General features: G+C 66.1%; 24 protein-coding genes. 10 read left to right on the top strand and 14 right to left on the bottom strand.

Going from position 1 to position 21735, the window contains the following annotated elements; all coding sequences use genetic code 11:
- Nucleotides 1-12 precede the first annotated feature (12 nt).
- Nucleotides 13-543: a hypothetical protein gene (locus EG854_RS11645; RefSeq protein ID WP_123288300.1), complete on the bottom strand. Its 531-nt coding sequence runs from the start codon at nt 541-543 to the stop codon at nt 13-15.
- A gap of 154 nt (nt 544-697) precedes the next feature.
- On the opposite strand from EG854_RS11645, the gene EG854_RS11640 reads away from it, so the two are divergent.
- Nucleotides 698-1036, top strand: coding sequence for a type IIL restriction-modification enzyme MmeI (locus EG854_RS11640; RefSeq protein WP_206423407.1), 339 nt, complete (start codon nt 698-700; stop codon nt 1034-1036).
- Between the two features lie 183 nt (nt 1037-1219).
- On the opposite strand, the gene EG854_RS11635 is transcribed toward EG854_RS11640, so the two are convergent.
- Complete coding sequence (locus tag EG854_RS11635; protein WP_123288299.1) at nt 1220-2056, bottom strand: hypothetical protein; 837 nt, start codon at nt 2054-2056, stop codon at nt 1220-1222.
- A 156-nt stretch (nt 2057-2212) separates the two neighbouring features.
- Here EG854_RS11635 and EG854_RS11630 point away from each other — a divergent pair, with 156 nt between their 5' ends.
- Nucleotides 2213-2593: an endonuclease domain-containing protein gene (locus EG854_RS11630; RefSeq protein WP_311717433.1), complete on the top strand. Its 381-nt coding sequence runs from the start codon at nt 2213-2215 to the stop codon at nt 2591-2593.
- A gap of 55 nt (nt 2594-2648) precedes the next feature.
- On the opposite strand, the gene rpoD is transcribed toward EG854_RS11630, so the two are convergent.
- From rpoD to EG854_RS11585, 9 genes are all read right to left on the bottom strand, one after another.
- Entirely contained in the window at nt 2649-4598 is a 1950-nt protein-coding gene (gene rpoD, locus EG854_RS11625; protein ID WP_123288297.1) for an RNA polymerase sigma factor RpoD, read from the bottom strand.
- A gap of 76 nt (nt 4599-4674) precedes the next feature.
- Entirely contained in the window at nt 4675-5001 is a 327-nt protein-coding gene (locus EG854_RS11620; RefSeq protein WP_183211098.1) for a hypothetical protein, read from the bottom strand.
- Nucleotides 4998-5411 (bottom strand): type II toxin-antitoxin system VapC family toxin, encoded by a 414-nt coding sequence (locus EG854_RS11615; RefSeq protein ID WP_123288296.1) that lies wholly within the window; start codon nt 5409-5411, stop codon nt 4998-5000. Before EG854_RS11615 ends, EG854_RS11620 begins: the two co-directional genes overlap by 4 nt.
- Complete coding sequence (locus tag EG854_RS11610; protein WP_123288295.1) at nt 5408-5659, bottom strand: antitoxin; 252 nt, start codon at nt 5657-5659, stop codon at nt 5408-5410. The genes EG854_RS11615 and EG854_RS11610 overlap by 4 nt, the downstream gene beginning before the upstream one ends.
- A gap of 35 nt (nt 5660-5694) precedes the next feature.
- Complete coding sequence (gene dnaG / locus EG854_RS11605) at nt 5695-7572, bottom strand: DNA primase (RefSeq protein ID WP_123288294.1); 1878 nt, start codon at nt 7570-7572, stop codon at nt 5695-5697.
- Nucleotides 7569-8336, bottom strand: coding sequence for an FkbM family methyltransferase (locus tag EG854_RS11600; RefSeq protein WP_123288293.1), 768 nt, complete (start codon nt 8334-8336; stop codon nt 7569-7571). The genes dnaG and EG854_RS11600 overlap by 4 nt, the downstream gene beginning before the upstream one ends.
- On the bottom strand, nt 8333-9496 hold the full coding sequence (carA, locus tag EG854_RS11595) for a glutamine-hydrolyzing carbamoyl-phosphate synthase small subunit (RefSeq protein WP_123288292.1): 1164 nt from the start codon (nt 9494-9496) through the stop codon (nt 8333-8335). Before carA ends, EG854_RS11600 begins: the two co-directional genes overlap by 4 nt.
- A 107-nt stretch (nt 9497-9603) precedes the next feature.
- Nucleotides 9604-10353 (bottom strand): hypothetical protein, encoded by a 750-nt coding sequence (locus tag EG854_RS11590; RefSeq protein WP_164462023.1) that lies wholly within the window; start codon nt 10351-10353, stop codon nt 9604-9606.
- A gap of 161 nt (nt 10354-10514) precedes the next feature.
- Entirely contained in the window at nt 10515-11204 is a 690-nt protein-coding gene (locus EG854_RS11585; RefSeq protein ID WP_123288290.1) for an SDR family NAD(P)-dependent oxidoreductase, read from the bottom strand.
- 42 nt (nt 11205-11246) lie between these two features.
- On the opposite strand from EG854_RS11585, the gene EG854_RS11580 reads away from it, so the two are divergent.
- The 7 genes from EG854_RS11580 (at nt 11247) to EG854_RS11550 (ending at nt 18302) form a co-directional block, all read left to right on the top strand.
- Nucleotides 11247-11951 (top strand): HAD family hydrolase, encoded by a 705-nt coding sequence (locus tag EG854_RS11580; RefSeq protein ID WP_123288289.1) that lies wholly within the window; start codon nt 11247-11249, stop codon nt 11949-11951.
- A gap of 120 nt (nt 11952-12071) precedes the next feature.
- The gene (locus EG854_RS11575) at nt 12072-12386 is read left to right on the top strand and encodes a ribonuclease E inhibitor RraB (RefSeq protein WP_241153250.1); all 315 of its coding nucleotides are present in this window, start codon (nt 12072-12074) and stop codon (nt 12384-12386) included.
- 16 nt (nt 12387-12402) lie between these two features.
- The gene (carB, locus tag EG854_RS11570; RefSeq protein ID WP_123288288.1) at nt 12403-15717 is read left to right on the top strand and encodes a carbamoyl-phosphate synthase large subunit; all 3315 of its coding nucleotides are present in this window, start codon (nt 12403-12405) and stop codon (nt 15715-15717) included.
- A 23-nt stretch (nt 15718-15740) separates the two neighbouring features.
- Entirely contained in the window at nt 15741-16406 is a 666-nt protein-coding gene (locus EG854_RS11565; protein ID WP_123288287.1) for a glutathione S-transferase family protein, read from the top strand.
- A gap of 116 nt (nt 16407-16522) precedes the next feature.
- A complete protein-coding gene (locus EG854_RS11560; protein ID WP_123288286.1) occupies nt 16523-16711 on the top strand; it encodes a hypothetical protein in 189 nt (62 codons plus the stop codon).
- A 113-nt stretch (nt 16712-16824) separates the two neighbouring features.
- Nucleotides 16825-17298, top strand: coding sequence for a transcription elongation factor GreA (gene greA / locus EG854_RS11555; RefSeq protein WP_123288285.1), 474 nt, complete (start codon nt 16825-16827; stop codon nt 17296-17298).
- Nucleotides 17289-18302 carry a mitochondrial fission ELM1 family protein gene (locus EG854_RS11550; RefSeq protein WP_123288284.1) on the top strand — a complete coding sequence of 338 codons (1014 nt, stop codon included), beginning with the start codon at nt 17289-17291 and terminating at the stop codon, nt 18300-18302. The genes greA and EG854_RS11550 overlap by 10 nt, the downstream gene beginning before the upstream one ends.
- A 1-nt stretch (nt 18303) precedes the next feature.
- Here the strand turns inward: EG854_RS11550 and EG854_RS11545 are convergent, their stop codons facing one another.
- Complete coding sequence (locus EG854_RS11545; protein ID WP_123288283.1) at nt 18304-19824, bottom strand: TIGR00341 family protein; 1521 nt, start codon at nt 19822-19824, stop codon at nt 18304-18306.
- A 30-nt stretch (nt 19825-19854) separates the two neighbouring features.
- A complete protein-coding gene (locus tag EG854_RS13415) occupies nt 19855-20136 on the bottom strand; it encodes a glycine zipper domain-containing protein (RefSeq protein WP_123288282.1) in 282 nt (93 codons plus the stop codon).
- A gap of 71 nt (nt 20137-20207) precedes the next feature.
- Between EG854_RS13415 and trxB the strand changes: the two genes are divergently transcribed.
- Entirely contained in the window at nt 20208-21227 is a 1020-nt protein-coding gene (gene trxB / locus EG854_RS11535) for a thioredoxin-disulfide reductase (protein ID WP_123288281.1), read from the top strand.
- Between the two features lie 6 nt (nt 21228-21233).
- Here trxB and EG854_RS11530 read toward each other — a convergent pair whose 3' ends face one another.
- Complete coding sequence (locus EG854_RS11530; protein WP_164462022.1) at nt 21234-21713, bottom strand: BLUF domain-containing protein; 480 nt, start codon at nt 21711-21713, stop codon at nt 21234-21236.
- Between the last annotated feature and the right edge of the window lie 22 nt (nt 21714-21735).

Here is a 21735-nt window from a genome sequence, read left to right as displayed (position 1 = left end):
GCCGCCGGAAGCTCAGGCCTCGACCGGCGGCTCTGGTCCCAGCAACCGCCGGATCGCTGGCCAGACCCTGGCCAGGGCCGAGAGGAACCCGACCACGGTCGACACCCACTGGAACGCCGTCCACAGCCAGCCGAACAGATCCCCCTGTCCCAGCGCCTGTCCGATCGGGAACAGCACCCGCGACACGCCGATCTGGAAGGCGGCGTAGGTCTCTGAATATTCGATCGACCGGTCGGCGAAGAAGGCGATGGCCACCGCCGCCGACACCGGCGCCCACAACAGCGGCAGGGCCAGCATCACGGCCAGCAGCAGCACGGCCAGTTTCGTTCCCAACGTCTCGCCTGACACTAGGGTCATCACCGTCCCGGCCCCGAGCGTCAGCGCCAGCGCGCCGAGCATCACCGGCAGAACCCGGTCCACCGCCGTCATCAGGTCGGCAAACATCAGCCCGATCAAGATGGCCGCCCCGCCGACCAGAAAGCCGCCGACCCACAGGGCCGCGTACTGACCCAGCCGGCGCTTCAGATAGCCCAGGTTGAACATCACGGCCTCCTCAGGGCGTCCGTTCAAGGATGCCGCGCCGCGCACGGGAAGTCCATTGGTGGAACGGCGGTTGTGGATCGTGAGCGCCTCCACCCGGTCCCCGCTTGCCACCGCCGCGCGAACCGGGCGACAAGGGCGGGGGAGGGCACCGCCTTTGCGTCTCAGCTGGAATGAAATCAGGGCCCGCGCCGCCGCCTTTGCGCGCGAGTGGTCCGATGCCCACTACGAAAAGGGCGAGACCCAGAGTTTCTACAACGACTTCTTTGAGGTCTTTGGGGTCCGCCGCCGCAAGGTGGCGACCTTCGAGGAGCCGGTACGCCTGCTGGGCGACAAGCGCGGCTTCATCGACCTGTTCTGGAAAGGCGTCCTTCTGGTCGAACAGAAGAGCGCAGGCCGCGACCTCGTCCGCGCCCGCCAGCAGGCCCACAACTACTTCCCCGGTCTGAAAGACCACGAGCTTCCCCGCTACATCCTGCTCTGCGACTTTCAGTGATCCTCCCCCGCTTCGCGGGGGAGGGGGACCGCTTGCGGTGGAGGGGGCGACCGCTCGCACGATCGCGTCCATCACGCCTTCGCGCTCAGACTAGACAGGAAAATGCCGTACCCGCCCCCTCCACCCCTTCGGGGTCCCCCTCCCCCATGAATGGGGGAGGATCGTCGACGCCCCACCTGACCCTCAAACCTCCTCGCCCTCTCCCTCCCCCGGCCTGACCCAGTCCTTGCGGTAGGGCAGGCCCTTCTGGCCGCGCATCTGGTTGCGCACGGTCTCCCACCAGCCGTCGAAAATCTGGTCCAGCGTCTTCAGACTGCCGTCGGCATTCCAGTAGCGGCCCGGGCGGCCGTCATCTCTACGGTGGCGGACGAAATCCAGCGCGGCGCATTCGGGGCCCAGGTTCTCGGCACGCCAGTGCAGGGCCAGCGCCCCCAGCAGGTCCGGCGGGGTGTCCAGGTCCGACAGCATGCGCCGCGCCGTTTCATCGGCCCGGCTCAGGATGTGGCTCTCCAGCTCGGCGCGCAGGCGGTACAGCTCTTCCTCCTCGGCGATATCGTCCACGGGGGCCGGGGGCTCTGGGTCGGCCTCCGCCGCCCGCCCGGCTTCCGGGTGCGGGGTGCCGATGCGGCGGTCCAGCGCCTCGGCCGCCTTCAGCAGGGCGCTGGCCTCGGCGGCCCGTCCCCGCGCCAGCAGGGAGGCCGCCCGCCGCGTCGCCGCCTCCAGCGCCTCGTGCAGGTCTTCGGGCGGGACGGGTGCCTCGGGGGGCGGGGGCAGGGGCAGGGGCGCCCCGACATCGGCCTCGCCGGCCAGACGCCGGTCCTCGGCATCCGCCTCCTGTTCGGCGGCGGCCATCACCGCCTTGCGGGTCCAGCCCTCGGCATTGGCCTTGAAGCGCAGATTGCCAAGGCCCACGTCGAACCGCCGCGCGACCGAGGCCGCCGGCTCCCCGGCCAGATAGGCCGCCTTCACCCGCGCCCAGACGGCCGGGGATCGCTGTTTGATGATGCGTCGCTCAGTCATGAACGCAGCCTGACATATGCCTGCGTCAAACCCGGACGCAGGGTTGGCAGGGTTGGTCAGTCTTGCAGCCAGGATTGGTCGGTTTGGTCATGGCTAATGTTCATGATATGTTCCCTTCTCCCCTCGTGGGAGAAGGTGTCTCGCGGAGCGAGACGGATGAGGGGGCCGAGGGGGCTGAGGGGCATGTCAAACCAGCCACGCCGCCTCCGGGCCAGAATGACCCTTGCCGAGACGGCGATGTGGACTCGTCTCCGCGACCGGGGGTTCGAGGGCTTCAAATTCCGCCGTCAGACCCGCATCGGCCCGTGGATCGCGGACTTCTGCTGCTACGACCTGAAACTGGTCATCGAGCTGGACGGCGGCATTCATCGCTTGCGCGAGGAGGCGGATCGACGGCGTGACGCCGATCTGACCCGGCGAGGGTTCACGGTGCTCAGATTCGGAAACGAGGCCGTCCTGACCAATCCGAACATCGTGTTCGACGCCATTCGGGCGCATGCCGGGGCCGGACCCCCTCATCCGTCAGGCTCCGCCTGACACCTTCTCCCACGGGGGGAGAAGGAAGACCAAGCCCTACTGCCTACTGCCCGCCCTAGCTATCCAGGAACGACCGCAGCTTGCGGCTGCGTGACGGGTGCTTCAGCTTTCTCAGCGCCTTGGCCTCGATCTGGCGGATGCGTTCGCGGGTCACGCTGAACTGCTGGCCGACTTCTTCCAGGGTGTGGTCGGTGTTCATGCCGATGCCGAAGCGCATGCGCAGCACCCGCTCCTCGCGCGGCGTCAGCGAAGCCAGCACGCGGGTGGTGGTTTCGCGCAGGTTCGACTGGATGGCCGCGTCGATGGGCAGGATGGCGTTCTTGTCCTCGATGAAGTCGCCCAGGTGGCTGTCTTCCTCGTCGCCGATCGGGGTTTCGAGGCTGATCGGCTCCTTGGCGATCTTCAGGACCTTGCGGACCTTTTCCAGCGGCATGGCCAGCTTTTCGGCCAGTTCTTCCGGGGTCGGTTCGCGGCCGATCTCGTGCAGCATCTGGCGGCTGGTGCGGACGATCTTGTTGATCGTCTCGATCATATGGACCGGGATGCGGATGGTGCGGGCCTGATCGGCGATCGAGCGGGTGATGGCCTGACGGATCCACCAGGTCGCATAGGTCGAAAATTTATAGCCGCGGCGGTACTCGAACTTGTCGACCGCCTTCATCAGGCCGATGTTGCCTTCCTGAATAAGATCAAGGAATTGCAGGCCGCGGTTGGTGTATTTCTTGGCGATGGAGATCACCAGGCGCAGGTTGGCCTCGACCATTTCCTTCTTGGCCTGACGGGCCTCGCGCTCGCCCTTCTGCACCTTCTGGACGATGCGGCGATAGTCGTCGATCGGCAGGCCGGCCTCGCTGGCCACGGCGGCCACATCGCCGCGGATCTGGCCGATCTGGGCCGATTCATTCTCGCTGAACTTGGTCCAGCGCACGCCCATGTCCTTGACCCGCTCGCTCCAGTCGGGATCCAGCTCGGCGCCGAAATAGGCCTTGAGGAATTCGGGGCGCGAGATGCCATAGCTGTCGGCGAGGCGCAGCAGGCGCCCTTCCAGCGAGATCAGACGCTTGTTGATCGCATACAGCTGCTCGACCAGGGCCTCGATGCGGTTGTTGTTCAACTTCATCGACTTCAGGCGGTCCGAGATCGACTTGGACAGGGCCTCATAGGCCTTCTGATCCTTGGCCGACAGGGCCTCACCCTTCAGCCGCGCCTCGACCAGCTTGTCCTGCAAGCGACGGAAGCCGCCAAAGTCGTTGGCGACCGCGTCCAGCACTTCCATGACGCCGTCGCGCAGCTCGGCCTCGAGTGCCGAGATCGACATGCCGCCGCCGTCATCAAAATCGTCCTCGTCCTCTTCTTCCTCGGCCTCCTTTTCCGCTTCTTCAGCGGTGCGGGGGGGCTTGGGCTGGCCGGGGATCGGCTGCGGCGGCTGGTTGTGCGGCAGGCTGGCGGGGTTCAGCACGCCATAGGTGGCGTCCAGGTCGATGACCTCGCGCAGCAGGATGCGGTTGTTCAGCAGTTCGTCGCGCCACACCATGATGGCTTCGAACGTCAGGGCGCTTTCGCACAGCCCCGAGATCATGGCGTCGCGGCCGGCCTCGATCCGCTTGGCGATGGCGATCTCGCCCTCGCGGCTCAGCAGCTCGACCGAGCCCATCTCGCGCAGATACATGCGCACGGGGTCGTCGGTGCGGTCATAGGTCGGCTTGGCATCGGTTTCGGAGACCGAGGTCTCGGCCTTTTCGGCCACGTCGGTGCCCTGGGCGGCCTCGCCGTCTTCCTCGGCCTCAACGACGTTGACGCCCATCTCCGACAGCATGGCCAGGGTGTCCTCGATCTGATCGGGCGTGACCTCTTCCGAGGGCAGCACCTTGTTCAGATCTTCCATCGTCACATAGCCACGCGTCTTGGCCTGTTTGATAAACTTTTTGACTCCGGCATCGGTCAGATCGAGCAGGGGACCGTCGTTCGACGCTTCGTTGTCCTGCGTGTCCGTCTGCGCACTCATCCCGTTTTCCGTCTCCGACCCGCCGCAGCCTGTGGCTAAACGGCACTATATGAACAGGAAAACGTCCGCGGCCCCGTTAGGCTCCTGCGGTGTCTTCCCAAAGGCTTCCCGACTTGATCGCACGCCGCAGGGCATCGCGCTCCGCCTTCAACTGCGTGAAGGCAGAGCTGTCGAACGCCCGATGGGCCTCCGACTTCGCCATGGCCAGCGCCCGCTCCAACGCCGCAATGCGGGTCAGGGCGTCGAACGCCTGCGACCAAAGGGTCCGTGCCTCGCCGAGGGGCAGGTCTTCTGCCAGGAAGGGCGCGCCGGACTTTGCCGCCGCCTTCTCGACCTCGTGCAACAGGGCCTCGTAACCCGATTGGGCCAGATGGCGACGAAGCGCGCCAGAGTCAAGGATCAAGCCGCCGGTGCCGTGCGCCAATTTTCGACGGGCAGACCCGGAACGCGCCGGAATTCGCGCTCATTATCCGTCACCAGTATGCAACCCAGCGACAGGGCCTGGGCGGCGATCAGCAGGTCATGGTCGCCAACGGAAGCGCCCTGTGCCTCCAGATCGGCCCGGATGTGCCCGTAAATCTGGTCGGCAGGGGGCTCAAACGGCTTGATCGGAACCTGCCTCAGAACCGTGTCGACGCGTTCGCCCAGTCTCGTCGAGCCGCGCTTGGCGGCCCCATAGCGCAACTCGGCCGCGACGATGACACTGGTGCACACCCGCTCGAGACCCACCAATGCAAAGCGCCCCGCGACCTCGCCTCCGGGATCGCGGATCAGATCAGAGATCGCATTGGTGTCGAGGAGATACAGCGTCAAAGGTCAAACGGCCGGGGCGCCTGCCGAGGAATGCGCGGCAAGGTTTCGTCGTCTCGAAGGGGCGGCTCCTTTGCCCATTCGGCAAGAATTTCGACCAGAGTCCTTTGCTGAACGGGAAGTTCGATGATCAGGCGATCCCCCTCCTGACGCATCACCGCCTCGTCCCCCGGCAGTTCAAACTCACGCGGAATGCGCACGGCCTGATTGCGACCATTGCGGAACAGCTTGACCTGACGCGACGTGCTCATGAGGCAAGATTAGCATAGGCCGAGGCATAGGCCAATCAGTGAATGGTTGCGTCCTCGTCCCACAGGGCGCCGCTGATGAGACGCTTTCTCGTAGCGTCACGTTCAGCTTTCAGATTTGAAAACACCTTGGGATCATAGGGGTTCTCGGACTTCAGTTCTTCGATCGCCCGTTCCAGAGCTTGCGTAGCCAAGGTTGCCAGTATCGCTTGGGAAAGACTCTTCACGACGGTCTCGGGCGAAGCGTCAGGTGACAAAAATGGGGCGTGTGCCAATGAGGCGACGCGGTCTACCAAATTTAGTGTCTCCTCGTGGCCCAAGGCGATGAGACGAGAACGGAAGAGGCCCTCGCCCAACCCTCCCCGGTCGAATGAGAGGCGCACCATGTCGCTTATCAGCCTATCAATCCGATCATCCCCGAAGCTTTGATTCTGAAGCAATTCGGACTTTTCGAATAGAAACTCAGGGAACTGGATAAGCGCTTCAACGATGGCGCCCACGATCGGGAGGGGGGTTTGGGAAATGAAGGCTGCGCTCGTCCGGGCTTCAGGCGTCTGGTCTCTCGCGGGAGCTGCTTCGCGTGCGCGTCGGTCCCGATAAAGCGTCTTGCCGGCGGCCTTCCTCTCGGCCTCCGTAGGGCGCAGGAACTCGTAGTAGGCTGAGGTCAGGAACTTCTTGTAAGCCCGCGACAGATCAGGATCAGGGATGATCGCCGCCGATTTCCGAAGATTGCTTATCAGGGTTGCTTCCGCATCAGGCGTTTCGAGCGGCCCGACCTGATCGCGTTCCTTTTCAAACAGCATCCGGGCGAATGGAATGGTCTTTTCTACGCCGAGGAGGTCCCGCAAGCGCGACTGACCCTGCTCCCTCATGATGTCGTCGGGGTCTTGTCCGGCGGGTAAGATTGAGAACCGGAAGCTCCGCCCCGGCTTCAGCAGGGGCAGGGCGCGTTCAACCGCGCGGCCAGCGGCGCGCTGACCGGCGGCATCCCCGTCAAAACATAGCACCGGCTCGGGCGTGACCCGCCACAGCCGCGCCATCTGTTCCTCGGTCAGGGCCGTGCCCATGGGGGCGACCGCCGGAATGCCCGCCCTCTGACAGGCGATCACATCCATATAGCCCTCGACCACCACCAGACTGGCCTGTTTCGAGGTGCCCAGCAGCTTGCGGGCCTCGGGCATGCCGTAAAGCGTGGCGCCCTTGTGAAACAGCGGGCTTTCCGGGCCATTCAGATATTTGGCCCGGTCGTCGGGGTTCATGGCCCGGCCGCCGAAACTGACCACCCGGCCCCGGTCGTCCAGAATGGGAAAGATCAGCCGGTCGCGAAACCGGTCATAGGGGGCGCCGCCGCCCTCGGGCGCGATCAAGAGGCCCGCCTCGACCAGATCGCCGGGTGTGGCCCCCTTCTGGATCAGGGCGGTCTTCAGGCCGTCGCGGTCATTGGGCGCGTAGCCCAGACCGAACCGCTCCCACTGGTCCTCAGGCAGGCCGCGCTTCTTCAGATATTCGCGTGTGCTGGCGCCGACCGACCGGCGCAGATTGGCCGAGAACCACTTCATGGCCAGTTCGGTCCAGTCGAACAGGGTGGTGCGGCGCTGCTCACGGGCCGCAGCCTGGGGGTCGGGGGCGGGCAGGGCCATCCCCGCCTCATTGGCAAGCCGCTCGACCGCTTCGACGAAGCTCAGGCGCTCGGTCTCCTGCAGGAAGCTGATGATGTCGCCGTGCTTGCCCGAGCTGAAGTCGTGGAAGAAGCCCTTCTCGTCATTGACGAAGAAGGACGGGCTCTTTTCCTTGGTGAAGGGCGACAGGCCGGCGAACTCGCGGCCCTGACGCTTCAGCTTCACCGTGCGGCCGATCACGTCCGACGGCCGCAGCCGGGACTTGAGCTCCTCGATGAATCGTTCGTCGAATTTCAAGGGATGCCTTGGCTGATGTCTCTCGTCTTGAAGATGAAATTGTAAACATAATCAGGCGTGTCGACGGCCTGGCGATGCTGACGATCCGGGTCAAACGCCGCGATACCGGTCAGCTGACCCCCTTCAAGGAAGAAGGCATCATAGCCCATGGCCTCGACCTCGGCGATGGCCTGCTCGATCGGCACGCCGGTGTGGCGTTCCTCGATCTCGATCAACAGGGTGGGGCGGTCCCGCATCAGCGTCGCCCGGGCCCCGGCCAGCACGGCGGCCTCATGGCCCTCGACGTCGATCTTGATGAAGCCACAGGGCGGAAGGTCGAGGTCGTCGAGGCGGACAGTCTCGACATCCACGACGCCAGTCTCGACCCCCGGCTGCTGATCGGGAACCAGCGTCGCCCGCTGATTTGAATAGCCACGTGCCGATCGCGGTACATAGAGCGACGACCCGCCGTCCCTGTCCGACAGAGCCAGGGGATAGGTCACCGCATTGGCCGGCTTGGCAGCGTCCAGAATGGCAAAGATCTTGGGATTGGGCTCGAACGCGTGAACCTCGGGGCACAAGGCCGCCATTTGCCGGGTCCAGACGCCGCGGTTGGCGCCGACATCAATGGCGATCCGGGCGGGATCGACCAGCTGCGGCAGCAGGTGAATCTCCGTCTCGCCCTTGCGCAGCTCGCGGGCGACGATCCGGTCCAGTTCCTGCCGGGGGCTGAAGAGCAGCCGCTTCAGTTTTTCGACAAGGGTCGACGGGGGGACCCAGCTCACGCTCCGGCCTTCATCAGGTCCGCGAACCGCCCGAACAGATACAGGCTGTCCGTCGGCCCGGGACTGGCCTCGGGGTGATGCTGAACGCTGAACACCGGCCGATCCTTGAGCGCAATGCCGCAGTTCGTGCCGTCAAACAGACTGACGTGGGTCTCGGTCACCGCGTCCGGCAGGCTGTCGCGATCGACGGTGAAGCCATGATTCATGGACACGATTTCGACCTTGCCGGTGGTCAGGTCCTTGACCGGATGGTTGGCGCCGTGATGGCCCTGGTCCATCTTGACCGTTTTCGCGCCCATGGCCAGCGCCAGCATCTGGTGGCCGAGGCAGATGCCCATCAGGGGCGTGCCGGAGGCGACCAGTTTCTTGATCTCGGGCACCGCATATTCGCCGGTGGCCGCCGGATCGCCCGGGCCGTTCGACAGCACGACGCCATCGGGCTTGCGCGCCAGAATGTCCTCGGCCGAGGTGGTGGCGGGCACGACGGTGATCTTCGCACCCGTAGAGGCCAGCGCCCGCAGAATGTTCTTTTTCACGCCATAGTCGATGACCACCACCGACTTGTCGGCGGCCTGGACACGCGGATAGCCCTCGGGCCAGTCCCACAGGCCCTGATCCCAGTCGAAGGCCTGAAGCGTCGAGGCGTCCTTGGCCAGATCCAGCCCGACCAGCCCCTGCCAGGCGCGGGCCTGTGCCACCAGGGCATCCAGATCGAACTGTCCGTCGGCGGCGTGGGCGATCACCGCATGCGGCGCGCCGCTTTCACGGATGCGCGCGGTCAGGGCCCGGGTGTCGACCCCGGCCAGCCCCACCACATTGCGGCTCTTCATCCAGTCGTCGAAGGACTGGCCCGCGCGCCAGTTGGCTGGCGTCGTCGGTACGTCGCGGAAAATGGCGCCGCGCGCCGAGGTGGCCGCGCTCTCGCCCATCTGTTCGACGTCTTCGGCATTCACCCCGACGTTGCCGACGTGCGGAAAGGTGAAGGCCAGGATCTGGCTCATGTAGGACGGGTCGGTCAGGATTTCCTGATAGCCGGTCATGGCGGTGTTGAAGACGACTTCGCCCAAGGCGGAGCCCTCGGCCCCGCAGCCAAGGCCCTGCAGGATGGTGCCGTCAGCGAGCGCCAGCACGCCGGTTACGCCGGGGAGGGTTCGGGTCATGGCGGCATCCTATCGCGGAGTTCGCCCCGGCGCACCCGTCGCGTATCGACAGGGGCCGGAAGCGGCCGGGTGTTAGGGGCCATACCCGATCCGGTCAACCTCTGCCGCTACAGGCTGAGCGGTTCCATGGGGGCAAGGACGGCGTGGGTGGCCCCGGCCTCATGCGCCGCAGGGGCCCAGTCCGGCCTCAGATTGACCAGCAGCACCGTCGGCGTCACCCGTCGGGCGGTTGCGATCAGATCCCGGGCCTCGGCCTTGCCCTCGGGCGACAGGTGATCCACTCCGGCGAAATCGAGGCACAGGCAGGAGGCTCGCGTCTCCGCCGCCTGACGGACGATACCGATATCCGGCGCGGCGTGCAGGATCATGCCGATCGGCCCGGACTGGAACTGTTCGATGACCTCGGCCACCGCCTCGAGGCGTGAAGTCTCGGTGCCGCCCATGATTTCCATCGACAGGCCGGCGGGGCGGGTCTCATCATTCGTGCCAGCATACAGAAGGGCAAACCGGCCATGGCTGGTCGCCAGCGTTCGCCAGAAGACCGGCAGGACGCCCGTCAGGCCCGGCGTGCGACGCAGCAGGTCCAGACCGATCCGCAACGTCTGCAGGTCGATCCGGCGCAGGTCCGCGCCTTCCAGCGTGCCGCGACCGAACAGGTTCAGCCCGGCCTCACCCCCCGTATGGCGGATGATCCGGCGCACGCGACGGGACACCGCCTGTCCGCTGTCCAGAGCGACAATGTCCTGGGCGATCAGGCTGACCGCCAGGCCCCGCCGTCCGCGCGTGACCAGTTCAAAGCCCGCCTGCTGGGCATCGAAATGCAGAGGCGCTTGCGACGAGCCACCCATGCCCGTCATGGTAGTGTCTTTAAACCCGGCGGAGTCCACCGGGTCATAAGAAAAGGTCCCCATAGGCCACCTCCAGGTGACAGTCGGTCCCCGACGCCTGCAGGATGCGCCCCTGATTGTCTACAGACGGTCAAAAAGGCGGTGAACCGCCGGTTCACCCTCTTTTGTTTTCAGGCCGGGATGCGCTGGCCGTCCCAGGCGAAAACGCCCCCACTGTCGGAAGGCGTCAGGGCCGATGCCACACGCAAAAGCTGTTCGGCGGAGTGGTCGGGGGTGAACAGTTTCTCCGGAGCCACCCCGGCCTGAAACGGCGCGCTCAGGTCTGTCGCCACTGTGCCGGGGTGCAGGCCAACGACGATCCCGGCCTTGTGGGTTCGCCCATGCTCAATGGCCAGATTGCGGATCAGCATGTTCAGCGCGGCCTTGGAGGCGCGATAGGCATGCCAGCCGCCCAGCCGGTTGTCACCGATCGACCCCACCCGCGCCGACAGGGCGGCGAACACGCCTCGGCCGTCGCGGGGCATCAAGGGCAGGAGATGTCTGGCCACCAGCGCCGGGCCGATGGCATTCAGGCGATAGTCGCGCATCAGATGCTCGGCCGTCAGGGCGCGATAGCTGCGCTCGGGTGAGTGGTCGCCGTGCAGAATGCCCGTGGCGACGATCACGAGGGCAGGGGGCGGCCCCTCAGCGATCCGCGCGGCGGCCGCGGCGATCGAGCCCTCATCCTCCAGATCCAGCCCGGTGCCCGAGCGTGACAGAGCGTGGACGACCGCATGGTGGCCCGCAGCCTCCAGCTGCCGGGCCAGTGCACCACCAATGCCCCCCGACGCACCGATCACCACCGCAGATGTCTCGCTCATCGCCTCTCCCAAACGCCTGATTCCGGTGTTAGGCAGCGCCGCATGCGCATCACCACCCTCGGCCTCGATGCCGACGACACCCTCTGGCACAATGAGACGATCTTTCGCCTCACCCAGGCCCGCTTTCTCGACCTTCTGACCGATCACGACAATGCGGTGATCGCGCACAGGCTGGCCGAGGTCGAGCGCCGCAACCTGCGCCTCTATGGCTATGGGGTGAAGGGCTTCACCCTGTCGATGATCGAGACGGCGATGGAGCTGTGCGACGGCGATCCCCCGTCCTCGGCCATCCGCGAGATCCTGGCCGCCGGTCGGGAAATGCTGGCCCATCCGGTCGAAACCCTGCCCGGCGTGGCCGAAACCCTGGCGCAACTGACCGAGACCTACCGTCTCGTACTGGTGACCAAGGGCGATCTGATGGATCAGGAACGCAAACTGGCCGCCTCGGGCCTCGGCGAGCTGTTCTCGGGCGTCGAGATCGTCTCGGAAAAGGACCGCTCGACCTATGAGCGGGTCTTCGCGCGCCACGGCACCGGCCCGGCGGAGGGCGTGATGGTCGGCAATTCCATGCGCTCGGATGTCCTGCCCGCGATCGAGGCCGGCGCCTGGGGGGTGCACATCCCCTATGAGGTCACCTGGGCCCACGAACTGGCCGACGCCCCCGAAGGCCATCCCCGCTACATCACCCTGGCCCGCTTCGACGAACTGCCCGAATGGCTGGCGCGGATAGAACGGGATCCGGGCTGATTCAGGCCTTGCTAGCAGGCCGCCGCGTCTTTAGACCGGCCGCTTAACCGACAACCAGACGTGACCGCGCCGGGGGCCCTCCCTCCGTCGGGTTTTCGTGCGCCAGAGGACCGCCGTTCCGTGACCGCTGCCGATATCCCGCATGACGAGCGAGATGCCATGATCCGGGCGGCCCTGGCGGAGCATGGCGACAGCGGCGTCACCCCGCGCCACACCCTGTTCTACTTCTATGGCGAGGGTGACCACGACGATCTGAACGAGGTCGCCCGCCGCGCCGGTTTCCTGACGCGCGGGTCCGACGACTCGACCATTCTGGAGACGACCATGGCGGTGGACGAAGCCTCGTTCGCGCCTGTCTCCGCCATGATGCAATCCTGGGCCGCGGCCTTCCAGCTGGACTATGACGGCTGGGAGTGTGCGGTCGTGACGAACTGACAAGAAGAGGCCCGCGATGCCCAGACGCACAGACATCCAGTCGATCCTGATCATCGGCGCCGGGCCGATCATCATCGGTCAGGCCTGCGAGTTCGACTATTCCGGCGTTCAGGCGTGCAAGGCGCTGAAGGCCGAGGGCTACCGGGTCATTCTGGTGAACTCCAACCCCGCCACCATCATGACCGACCCGGAGGTGGCCGACGCCACCTATATCGAGCCGATCACGCCCGAGTTCGTCGAGAAGATCATCGAGAAGGAACGGCATGTGCTGCCCGGCGGCTTTGCCCTGCTGCCGACCATGGGTGGCCAGACGGCGCTGAACACGGCCCTGGCGCTGGATGCCTCGGGCGCGCTGGCCCGCCACGACGTCGAAATGATCGGGGCCCGGGCCGATGTCATCGACAAGGCCGAGGACCGCCAGAAATTCCGCGACGCCATGGACAAGCTGGGTCTGGAAAGCCCCCGCTCGCGCGCCATCCACCACATCGATGAGGCGGAAGAGGCGCTGGAGTTCGTCGGCCTGCCGGCCATCGTCCGCCCGTCCTTCACCCTGGCCGGGACCGGCGGCGGCATCGCCTACAACGTCGAAGAGTTCCGCGAGATCGTCGAGCGCGGCCTGGACCTGTCGCCGACCACCGAGGTGCTGATCGAGGAAAGCGTCCTAGGCTGGAAGGAGTATGAGATGGAGGTGGTCCGCGACAAGGCGGACAACTGCATCATCATCTGCTCGATCGAGAACATCGACCCGATGGGGGTCCACACCGGCGATAGCATCACCGTCGCCCCCGCTCTGACGCTGACAGATAAAGAGTACCAGCGGATGCGCACGGGCTCGATCAACGTCTTGCGCGAGATCGGCGTCGAGACCGGCGGCTCCAACGTCCAGTGGGCGATCAATCCGGCCGACGGCCGCATGGTGGTGATCGAGATGAATCCGCGCGTGTCGCGGTCATCGGCGCTGGCGTCCAAGGCCACGGGCTTTCCGATCGCCAAGGTCGCCGCCCGTCTGGCCGTCGGCTATACGCTTGACGAACTGACCAATGACATCACCGGCGTGACCCCGGCCTCGTTCGAGCCCTCGATCGACTATGTGGTCACCAAGATCCCCCGTTTCGCCTTCGAGAAATATCCGGGCTCAGAGCCCCTGCTGTCGACCTCAATGAAGTCGGTGGGCGAGGTCATGGCCATCGGCCGGACCTTCCAGGAGTCCATGCAGAAGGCCCTGCGCGGGCTGGAAACCGGCCTGTCGGGCTTTGACGAAATCGAGATCGACGGCACCACCGATACCGAGGACGAAAGCGCCATCCGCGCCGCCGTCGTCCGCGCGCTGGGCACGCCCACGCCCGACCGCATCCGCGTCATCGCCCAGGCCTTCCGCCACGGCCTGACGGTCGAGGAGGTCCAGGCTGCCTGTGCCTATGAGCCGTGGTTCCTGCGCCAGATCCAGGAGCTGATTCGCGACGAGGGCCATCTGCGGGTCCGGGGCCTGCCCACCGACCCCCGCGCCTTCCGCCAGCTCAAGGCCAAGGGGTTCGCGGACGCCCGCATCGCCGCCCTGACCGGCACGACCGAGGCCGCAGTGCGCAAGGCCCGTCGCGCGCTGGACGTGCGGCCGGTGTTCAAGCGGATCGATACCTGCGCCGCCGAGTTCGCCTCGGCCACCGCCTATATGTACTCGACCTATGAGACCGGCGCCGTCGGTCAGGTCCCGGAGTGCGAATCCCGCCCGTCGGATCGGAAGAAGGCCATCATCCTCGGCGGCGGTCCCAACCGGATCGGGCAGGGGATCGAGTTCGACTATTGCTGCTGTCACGCGGCCTTTGCCTTTGCCGAGATCGACGTCGAGTCGATCATGGTCAACTGCAACCCCGAGACCGTCTCGACCGACTATGACACCTCGGACCGCCTCTATTTCGAGCCGCTGACGGCCGAGGATGTGCTGGAGCTGATCGACGTCGAGCGCCGGGCCGGTGAGCTGATCGGCGTGGTCGTGCAGTTCGGCGGCCAGACCCCGCTGAAGCTGGCCCATGCCCTGCACGAGGACGGCGTGCCGATCCTGGGCACGTCGCTGGACTCCATCGATCTGGCCGAGGACCGCGAGCGCTTCCAGGTCATGCTGCATGACATCGGCCTGATGCAGCCGCCCAACGGTCTGGCCCGCTCGGCCCAGGAAGCCGCCGACAAGGCCGATGAGGTCGGCTATCCGGTCGTTCTGCGGCCCTCCTATGTGCTGGGCGGCCGCGGCATGATGATCGTTCACGACCGGGAACAGCTGGATCGCTATGTCGGTGAGGCCATGCGGGTGTCGGGCGACGACCCCGTCCTGATCGACCACTATCTGAACCGCGCCACCGAGGTCGATGTCGACGCCCTGTGCGACGATGAGATGGTATTCGTGGCCGGGGTGCTGGAGCATATCGAGGAAGCCGGCGTCCACTCGGGCGACAGCGCCTGTTCCATGCCGCCCTATTCCCTGTCGGCCGAAGTGGTGGCCGAGCTGATGCGTCAGACCGAGGCCATGGCCAAGGCGCTGAAGGTGCGCGGGCTGATGAATGTCCAGTTCGCCATCGAGGAGCCGCACTCCGACACGCCGCGCATCTTCGTGCTGGAGGTCAATCCGCGCGCCAGCCGCACGGCGCCCTTCGTCGCCAAGACCATCGGCCAGCCGATCGCCGCCATCGCCGCCAAGGTCATGGCCGGTGTGCCGCTGGCCTCGTTCGGGCTGGAGCACCGGCCCTATGACCACATCGCGGTCAAGGAGGCGGTCTTCCCCTTCGCCCGCTTTGCCGGGGTCGACACGGTTCTGGGACCCGAGATGCGCTCGACCGGCGAGGTCATGGGCCTGGACTGGAAGCGCGAGGGCGAGCCCGACATGGCCGACGCCTTCGCCCGCGCCTTTGCCAAGAGCCAGATCGGCGGCGGCACCACCCTGCCGATCCAGGGTTGCGCCTTCGTCTCGGTCAAGGACTCCGACAAACCCTTCATCGTCGAGCCCGTCGCCCTGTTGCTGAAACAGGGGTTCGAGGTGATCGCGACGGGCGGCACCCACGCCTGGCTGGTCCAGCAGGGCCTGCCGGTCGGCCATGTGAAAAAGGTGCTGGAAGGCCGCCCCAACATCGTCGACGCCATGAAGAACCGCGACGTCCAGCTGGTCTTCAACACCACCGAGGGCAAACAGTCCCTGCAGGACAGTTTCAGCCTGAGGCGCACCGCCCTGATGATGAAGATCCCCTATTACACCACGACCGCCGGGGCGCTTGCCGCCGTCCATGCCATCGCCGCCATCCGAAACGACGATCTGGACGTCCGCCCCCTGCAGGCCTACGCCTGACGGTTCGCATCGGAGCGCCAGCCATGATCACCGTGCACCACCTGAACGACAGCCGGTCCCAGCGGGTGCTGTGGCTGCTCGAGGAACTGGGCCTGCCCTATGAGGTCAAACGCTATCAGCGCGATGCCAAGACCATGCTGGCGCCGCCCGAGCTGAAGGCGATCCACCCGCTGGGCAAGTCTCCGGTGGTCGATGACGGCGACATCCGCGTCGCCGAAACCGGCGCCATCGTCGACTATCTGGTCGAGACTCACGGCAGGGGGAAGCTGGCCCCGCCGTCCGGCACCGAGGCCGGTCGCCGCTATCGCTACTGGCTGCACTATGCCGAGGGGTCGGCCATGCCGCCGCTGCTGCTGAAGCTGGTGTTCAGTCAGCTGCCGAAGCGCGCGCCGGGTCTGGTGCGGCCTCTGGTCAACTCGATCGCCGGAAAGGCCCAGTCGGGCTTCATCGATCCCCAGCTGCAGGCCCACATCGATTTCTGGGAAGCCGAGCTGACCGCCCATCCGTGGTTCGCCGGCGGGGCCTTTTCCGCCGCAGACATCATGATGAGCTTTCCGATCGAGGCCGGGGCGACCCGCATCTTCGGCTTTGACCGTCGCCCGAAGTTGAAGGCCTTCCTTGAGGCCATCCATGCGCGCCCTGCCTATCAGCGGGCGCTCGAGCGAGGCGGACCTTATAGCTACGCCTGAGGGCAAGGGCCGTCCCGGCGTGTTGCGCGGAACACGGTCGAGGCGGCATCTTCACAATCGCGTTGATCGCGCGGCGCCCCGTGAAACCGCAGGAGGCAGGACGACGTTACTCCATCATGAAGATCGCAGCTCTCTATCTCATCGCCCTGGCACTGGTGGTCATCGCCTTCAGTCTGGCGCTGGTGTTCGCCAAGCTGGCGCTGGTGTCCGCAGCCTTCATGGTTGTGGCCCTCGCAGCCCTTGCGTGGCTGACCCGCAGTCTGATCCAAAAGGTGCGTCGCACAACGATACGTCCAACCGCTTGAGTTCAGCGAGATCGTGACCTATCCTTTTTGCCCCGGTCGCGCGCGCCCCGCGACCTTCTACCAAGGTTGATCTTCCTCTCCGCAGTCGGGCGAAACAAGAAACTCACCACCCTATGGAAAAAGTGCCGATGACGGCCCCGGGCTATCGCGCCCTGGACGATCAGCTCAAGCAATTGAAGTCCGTGGAACGTCCCGCGGTGATTTCGGCGATCTCGGAGGCCCGTGAGCACGGCGACCTGTCCGAGAATGCCGAGTATCACGCCGCCAAGGAACGTCAGGGCTGGATCGAAGGCCAGATCGCCGAGATCGAGGACCGCATGTCGCGGGCCCAGGTTATCGACGTGTCCAAGCTTTCGGGCGATCAGGTGAAATTTGGCGCCACGGTCACCGTCGTCGACGAGGACACCGAGGAAGAGGCCCGCTATCAGATCGTCGGCGAGCACGAAGCCGATGTGAAACAGGGCCGGATCTCGATCACCTCCCCCCTGTCGCGCGCCATGATCTCGAAAGAGGTCGGTGATGTCGTCGAGGTCAACACGCCCGGCGGCGTCAAGGCCTATGAGATCCTCAAGGTCGAGTGGATCTGACGAGCGACAGCGCGTCTTCCCTCCGGATCCGGGTCGTCTCTGACGGCCGGGCCGGCATCCAGAATCAGGCGCTTGGACTGGCCGAGGCCGTCCAGCGCCTGCGTCCGGCCGACATTGAAATCTGCCGTATCGGTTGGGGATCCGCCTTCGACAAATGGCCCTCCGCGCTGAAACAGCCGTGGATGCGCGATCCCGAGTCCGATCCCGTGCTGCCGTCCGACGGCGCCCCCTGGCCGGATATCTGGATCGCGACGGGCCGCGCCTCCCTGCCGCTCTCGTCCCGGGCCGTGACCGCCGGACCCGGTCGTCCCTTTGTCGTTCAAACCCAGGATCCGCGCTGGCGGACCGACCGGTTCGATCTGGTCGTCGCCCCCGAGCATGACGGCCTCAGCGGCGCCAATGTGGTCTCGATCCTCGGCTCCCCCCACCGCATCACCCCCGTCCGCATCGCGGATGCGGTAGCAGCCTTTTCCGATCGCCTTGATCCTTTGCCGCGTCCCCGCGTGGCCGTGCTGGTCGGAGGACGCTCGGCCAGTCACGACCTGCCGCCCGACCATGCCGCCCGGTTGGCCGACCAGATCGCCGGGGCGGTCCGCGCCGTCGGCGGCTCGGTCATGGTCACCCTGTCGCGCCGCACCCCGCCCGAGGCCGAGGCTATTCTTCGCGAAAGGCTGGCGGTCGTCCCCGGCTGGATTTGGGACGGGCAGGGCGACAATCCCTATTTCGCCTTCCTAGGCGCCGCCGACCATGTGCTGGTCACCGAGGACAGCGCCAATATGGCCGCCGAGGCCGCCTCGACCGGTCGCCCGGTGCACCTGCTGCGCATGGTGGCGCGCAAGTCGCAGCCCAAGTTCGACCGCCTGCGCGAGGCTCTCGTCACACGCGGTCTGGCGCGTCCGTTCGACGGCACGCTGGATTTTCCGGCTACACCGCGCGTGCCACTGGCCGAGACGGACCGGGCCGCGCGGTTACTACTGGCGCGCTACGACGCCTTTCGGGCCTGAGCTAGAACGACAGGCGCGCGGTATTGATGTCGCCGCGCTGACAGGCCGGCGCGCCTTCCGTCGTGGTCGATACGCCGACCGCGGCAAGTTCGGCGATGAAGGTCTCACCCGAATCCAGACGGGCCGGCGCCGCCTCGCCCTCGGCGGGTGGGGTTTCCGGCTCGGGCGGTTGTTCGGGGCGGCACATGCGGATGGCCGGGGTGGCTCGCCAACGGGACAAGGCCCAGACTGCCCGGGCGCGGGCCGCCGGATCGCCCAGATCGACCGTGTCGAACAGCTGCACCGGCGGCGTGACCAGCACCGACAAGCCCTCGAACCTCTGGGTCAAGGCTGTCTCCAGCGCATAGGCGCTCTGCAGGTTCAGCCCCGCCTCGGGCCGCAGCAGCACGACGGCTTGCGAGCCTTCGGCGTTCAGCATGATGGCGTCCGTCGCAAAGGGAACAGCATCGATCAGACGACCACGCAGAGCCGCGACCGGATCGGGGGCCGAGACAGGACTGGCCTGAACCGCGCGCGATGCGGCTTGCGGGTCTGCGACGACGATCTGGTCCAGACTGGCCGCCACCGGCACATGCAGGGCTGCCGTCAGCCGCTGCTGCAACTGGCGTTCGGCATCGGCCACCAGCGCCCGGGTGCTGATCAGGGCCGACACCGTCACCTCGCCCGACCGGCTGCGCACCTCGAGAAGGGTGATGCGGGATTCTGACCCGGCAAAGATGGCATCGACCGCCAGTCGGGTCTCGGCCGTGGCCCGGCTTTCCAGACCGATGGCCCTGAGTGACAGCGCCAGCGGCGCCGACAGCACGGCAAACACCAGCACCACGGCCAGTCCGCGCCATTTGACCGGTCGCTCCATCAGCCGCGGCCGGAAACCGTAAAAGCCTGCGGTCAGGGTCGCGGCGAGCGCGATGGCCACAAGGTTGGTCATGAACAGAAAAAAGGCCCCGCCCGCGATGCCCATATCGCCGGTGCCGAGGCCAAAGCCCACCGTCGCGACGGGCGGCATCAAGGCTGTGGCGATAGCCACGCCTATGATCGTTTCGCCCCGCTGCTTGATCACCGCATAGGCGCCGGCGATGCCGGAGAAGACCGCGATCAGCAGGTCAAAGAAATTGGGCCGGGTCCGCGCCAGAATCTCGGCCGTCGGTTCCTTCAACGGCGACAGGACGGTCAGGACCACGGCCACGATCAGGGCCAGGCCGAAGCCCAGTGCCAGGGCCTTGAGCGCCCGGTTCATCTCGCGGAAGTCCAGCAGGGCCAGCGAAAACCCCAGCGCCACGATCGGGCCCATCATCGGCGACATCAACATGGCGCCGATCACCACAGCCGGTGACGACAGCATCAGGCCCAGGATGGCGATGGCCGCCGAAATCCCGGTCATGATCAGATAACGACCGCTCAGGCCGCCGTTTTCATAGACATTTTCGGCGACCGCATCATGGTCGACGTTACGCCGCGCGATCGCCAGAAACCGGCGGATGAAGGTGCGCGTCTTGCGCGCGCTGTGGCCCAGTTCGCTCATGAGACCTTGTTGACCGGTCGTGAGCGAACGTCAATCGCCACCGCCGCCGCCATCGCCACCCCCGTCACCGGCGTCAAAATCCTTTGAGGATCGCTCGCTGGTGTCGCTGGCCGCGACGCCTGACGATCCATCGCCGTCCTTCTTTTTCCGGTTGCCTGCCGCCATGCCGCTGGCGCCCACGCCCGCGCCGATGGCGACGCCGAGCGCCAGTCCCAGTGCCAGATTGTCGAGGGCCGTGCCCAGCGCCACACCGATGGCGATCCCGACGCCCATGCCCAGCGGCAGGAAGGCTGCGTTCTTGTTGTCACTCATCCCCAGCTCCTTCGTTGCATCGGGGCACACTAGCCATCGCATGATCGGGAATCAGCCCCTAAATAGGGGGTATGAGCAGCTCGCCTTCCCAACCCCGCACCGTCCGCGTCGCCATCATCGGTTCCGGCCCCGCCGGCTGGACCGCCGCCATCTATGCCGCCCGCGCCTCGCTTGAGCCCGTGGTCATTGCCGGCATCCAGCCGGGCGGTCAGCTGACCATCACGACCGATGTCGAGAACTATCCGGGCTTTGCCGAGGTCATTCAGGGCCCTTGGCTGATGGAGCAGATGCAGGCCCAGGCCGAGCATGTCGGTACCGAGGTCATCCAGGACATCGTGACAAAGGCCGACCTGTCGCAACGCCCGTTCCGCCTGACGCTCGATTCCGGCACCGAAATCCTGGCCGAGACGGTGATCATCTCGACCGGGGCCCAGGCCAAATGGCTGGGGATCGAGAGCGAGGCGAAATATCAGGGCTTTGGCGTTTCGGCCTGTGCGACGTGCGACGGCTTCTTCTATCGAGGCAAACAGGTGGTGGTGGTCGGCGGCGGCAATACGGCGGTCGAGGAAGCGCTGTTCCTGACCAATTTTGCCTCCAAGGTCACCGTCGTGCACCGCCGCGACGAGTTCCGCGCCGAGAAGATCCTGCAGGAGCGGCTGTTCGCCCATCCGAAGATCGAGGTGGTCTGGAACCACGTCGTCGATGAGATCCTCGGCCAGACCGACGGCATTGCCTCCAACGTCACCGGTGTCCGCATCCGCGCCACCGAGGGCAGCGAGACCCGCGACCTGCCCGCCGACGGGGTCTTCATTGCCATCGGCCACGCCCCGTCATCCGAACTGTTCAACGGGCAACTGGAAACCAAGTCCGGCGGCTATCTGGTGGTCAAGCCGGGTACCACCGCGACCTCGATCGAGGGCGTCTATGCGGCCGGGGATGTCACCGACGACGTCTATCGTCAGGCCGTCACGGCGGCAGGCATGGGCTGTATGGCGGCGCTGGAGGCGGCCCGCTATCTGGCCGAGGTTGATCACGCCCGCGCGGGCAACCCCATCCCCCACGCCGAGGCCGAAAAGATCGGCGCCTGGTAGGCCGGATCAGGCCGTGCGTTCGGCCTCATCATCATTTGAGGCCTGGGGGCGATGGCTTTCGCTCAGCGTTCGCGTTTCGTGCAGGACCTCGCTCTGACGGGCCAGGGCAGTCTGCAGCGGGCCGATGAAGTCGTCCAGCCGTCCGCCCGAGTCGTCCCGCAGCAGGCTGCGCAGGTCATCGATTTCGGCGGTCACCAGCACGGGGCTCAGCATGTCCCATTGCGGAAAGGCACGCTCGGACACCGTCCGCCGTTCCAGCACGCGCAGCTCGGTGTGGCGTTCGTCGCGCACCAGGCGGTTGATCAGATCGTCCAGCTTGTCGGCCTGACCTTCGACCACCTGCACAAAACGGCCGTCGATCGCCGTCAGACAGCCGGTGATGCCGTCGCGCGCGTTATTGGGGCGCGCCTCCGCCAGGATGTCGGACATGCCGATGGCGCTGTTGACGCCCCGGACGCTGCGGCTGACATACACGAGCTGCTCCACGGTCCAGCCTTTCACGTCTTGC

The organism is Brevundimonas halotolerans (genome assembly GCF_003730275.1).
GTDB lineage: Bacteria > Pseudomonadota > Alphaproteobacteria > Caulobacterales > Caulobacteraceae > Brevundimonas > Brevundimonas halotolerans.
Note: the sequence above shows the minus strand (reverse complement) of the source record. Positions and strands in the feature narration are given on the sequence as shown.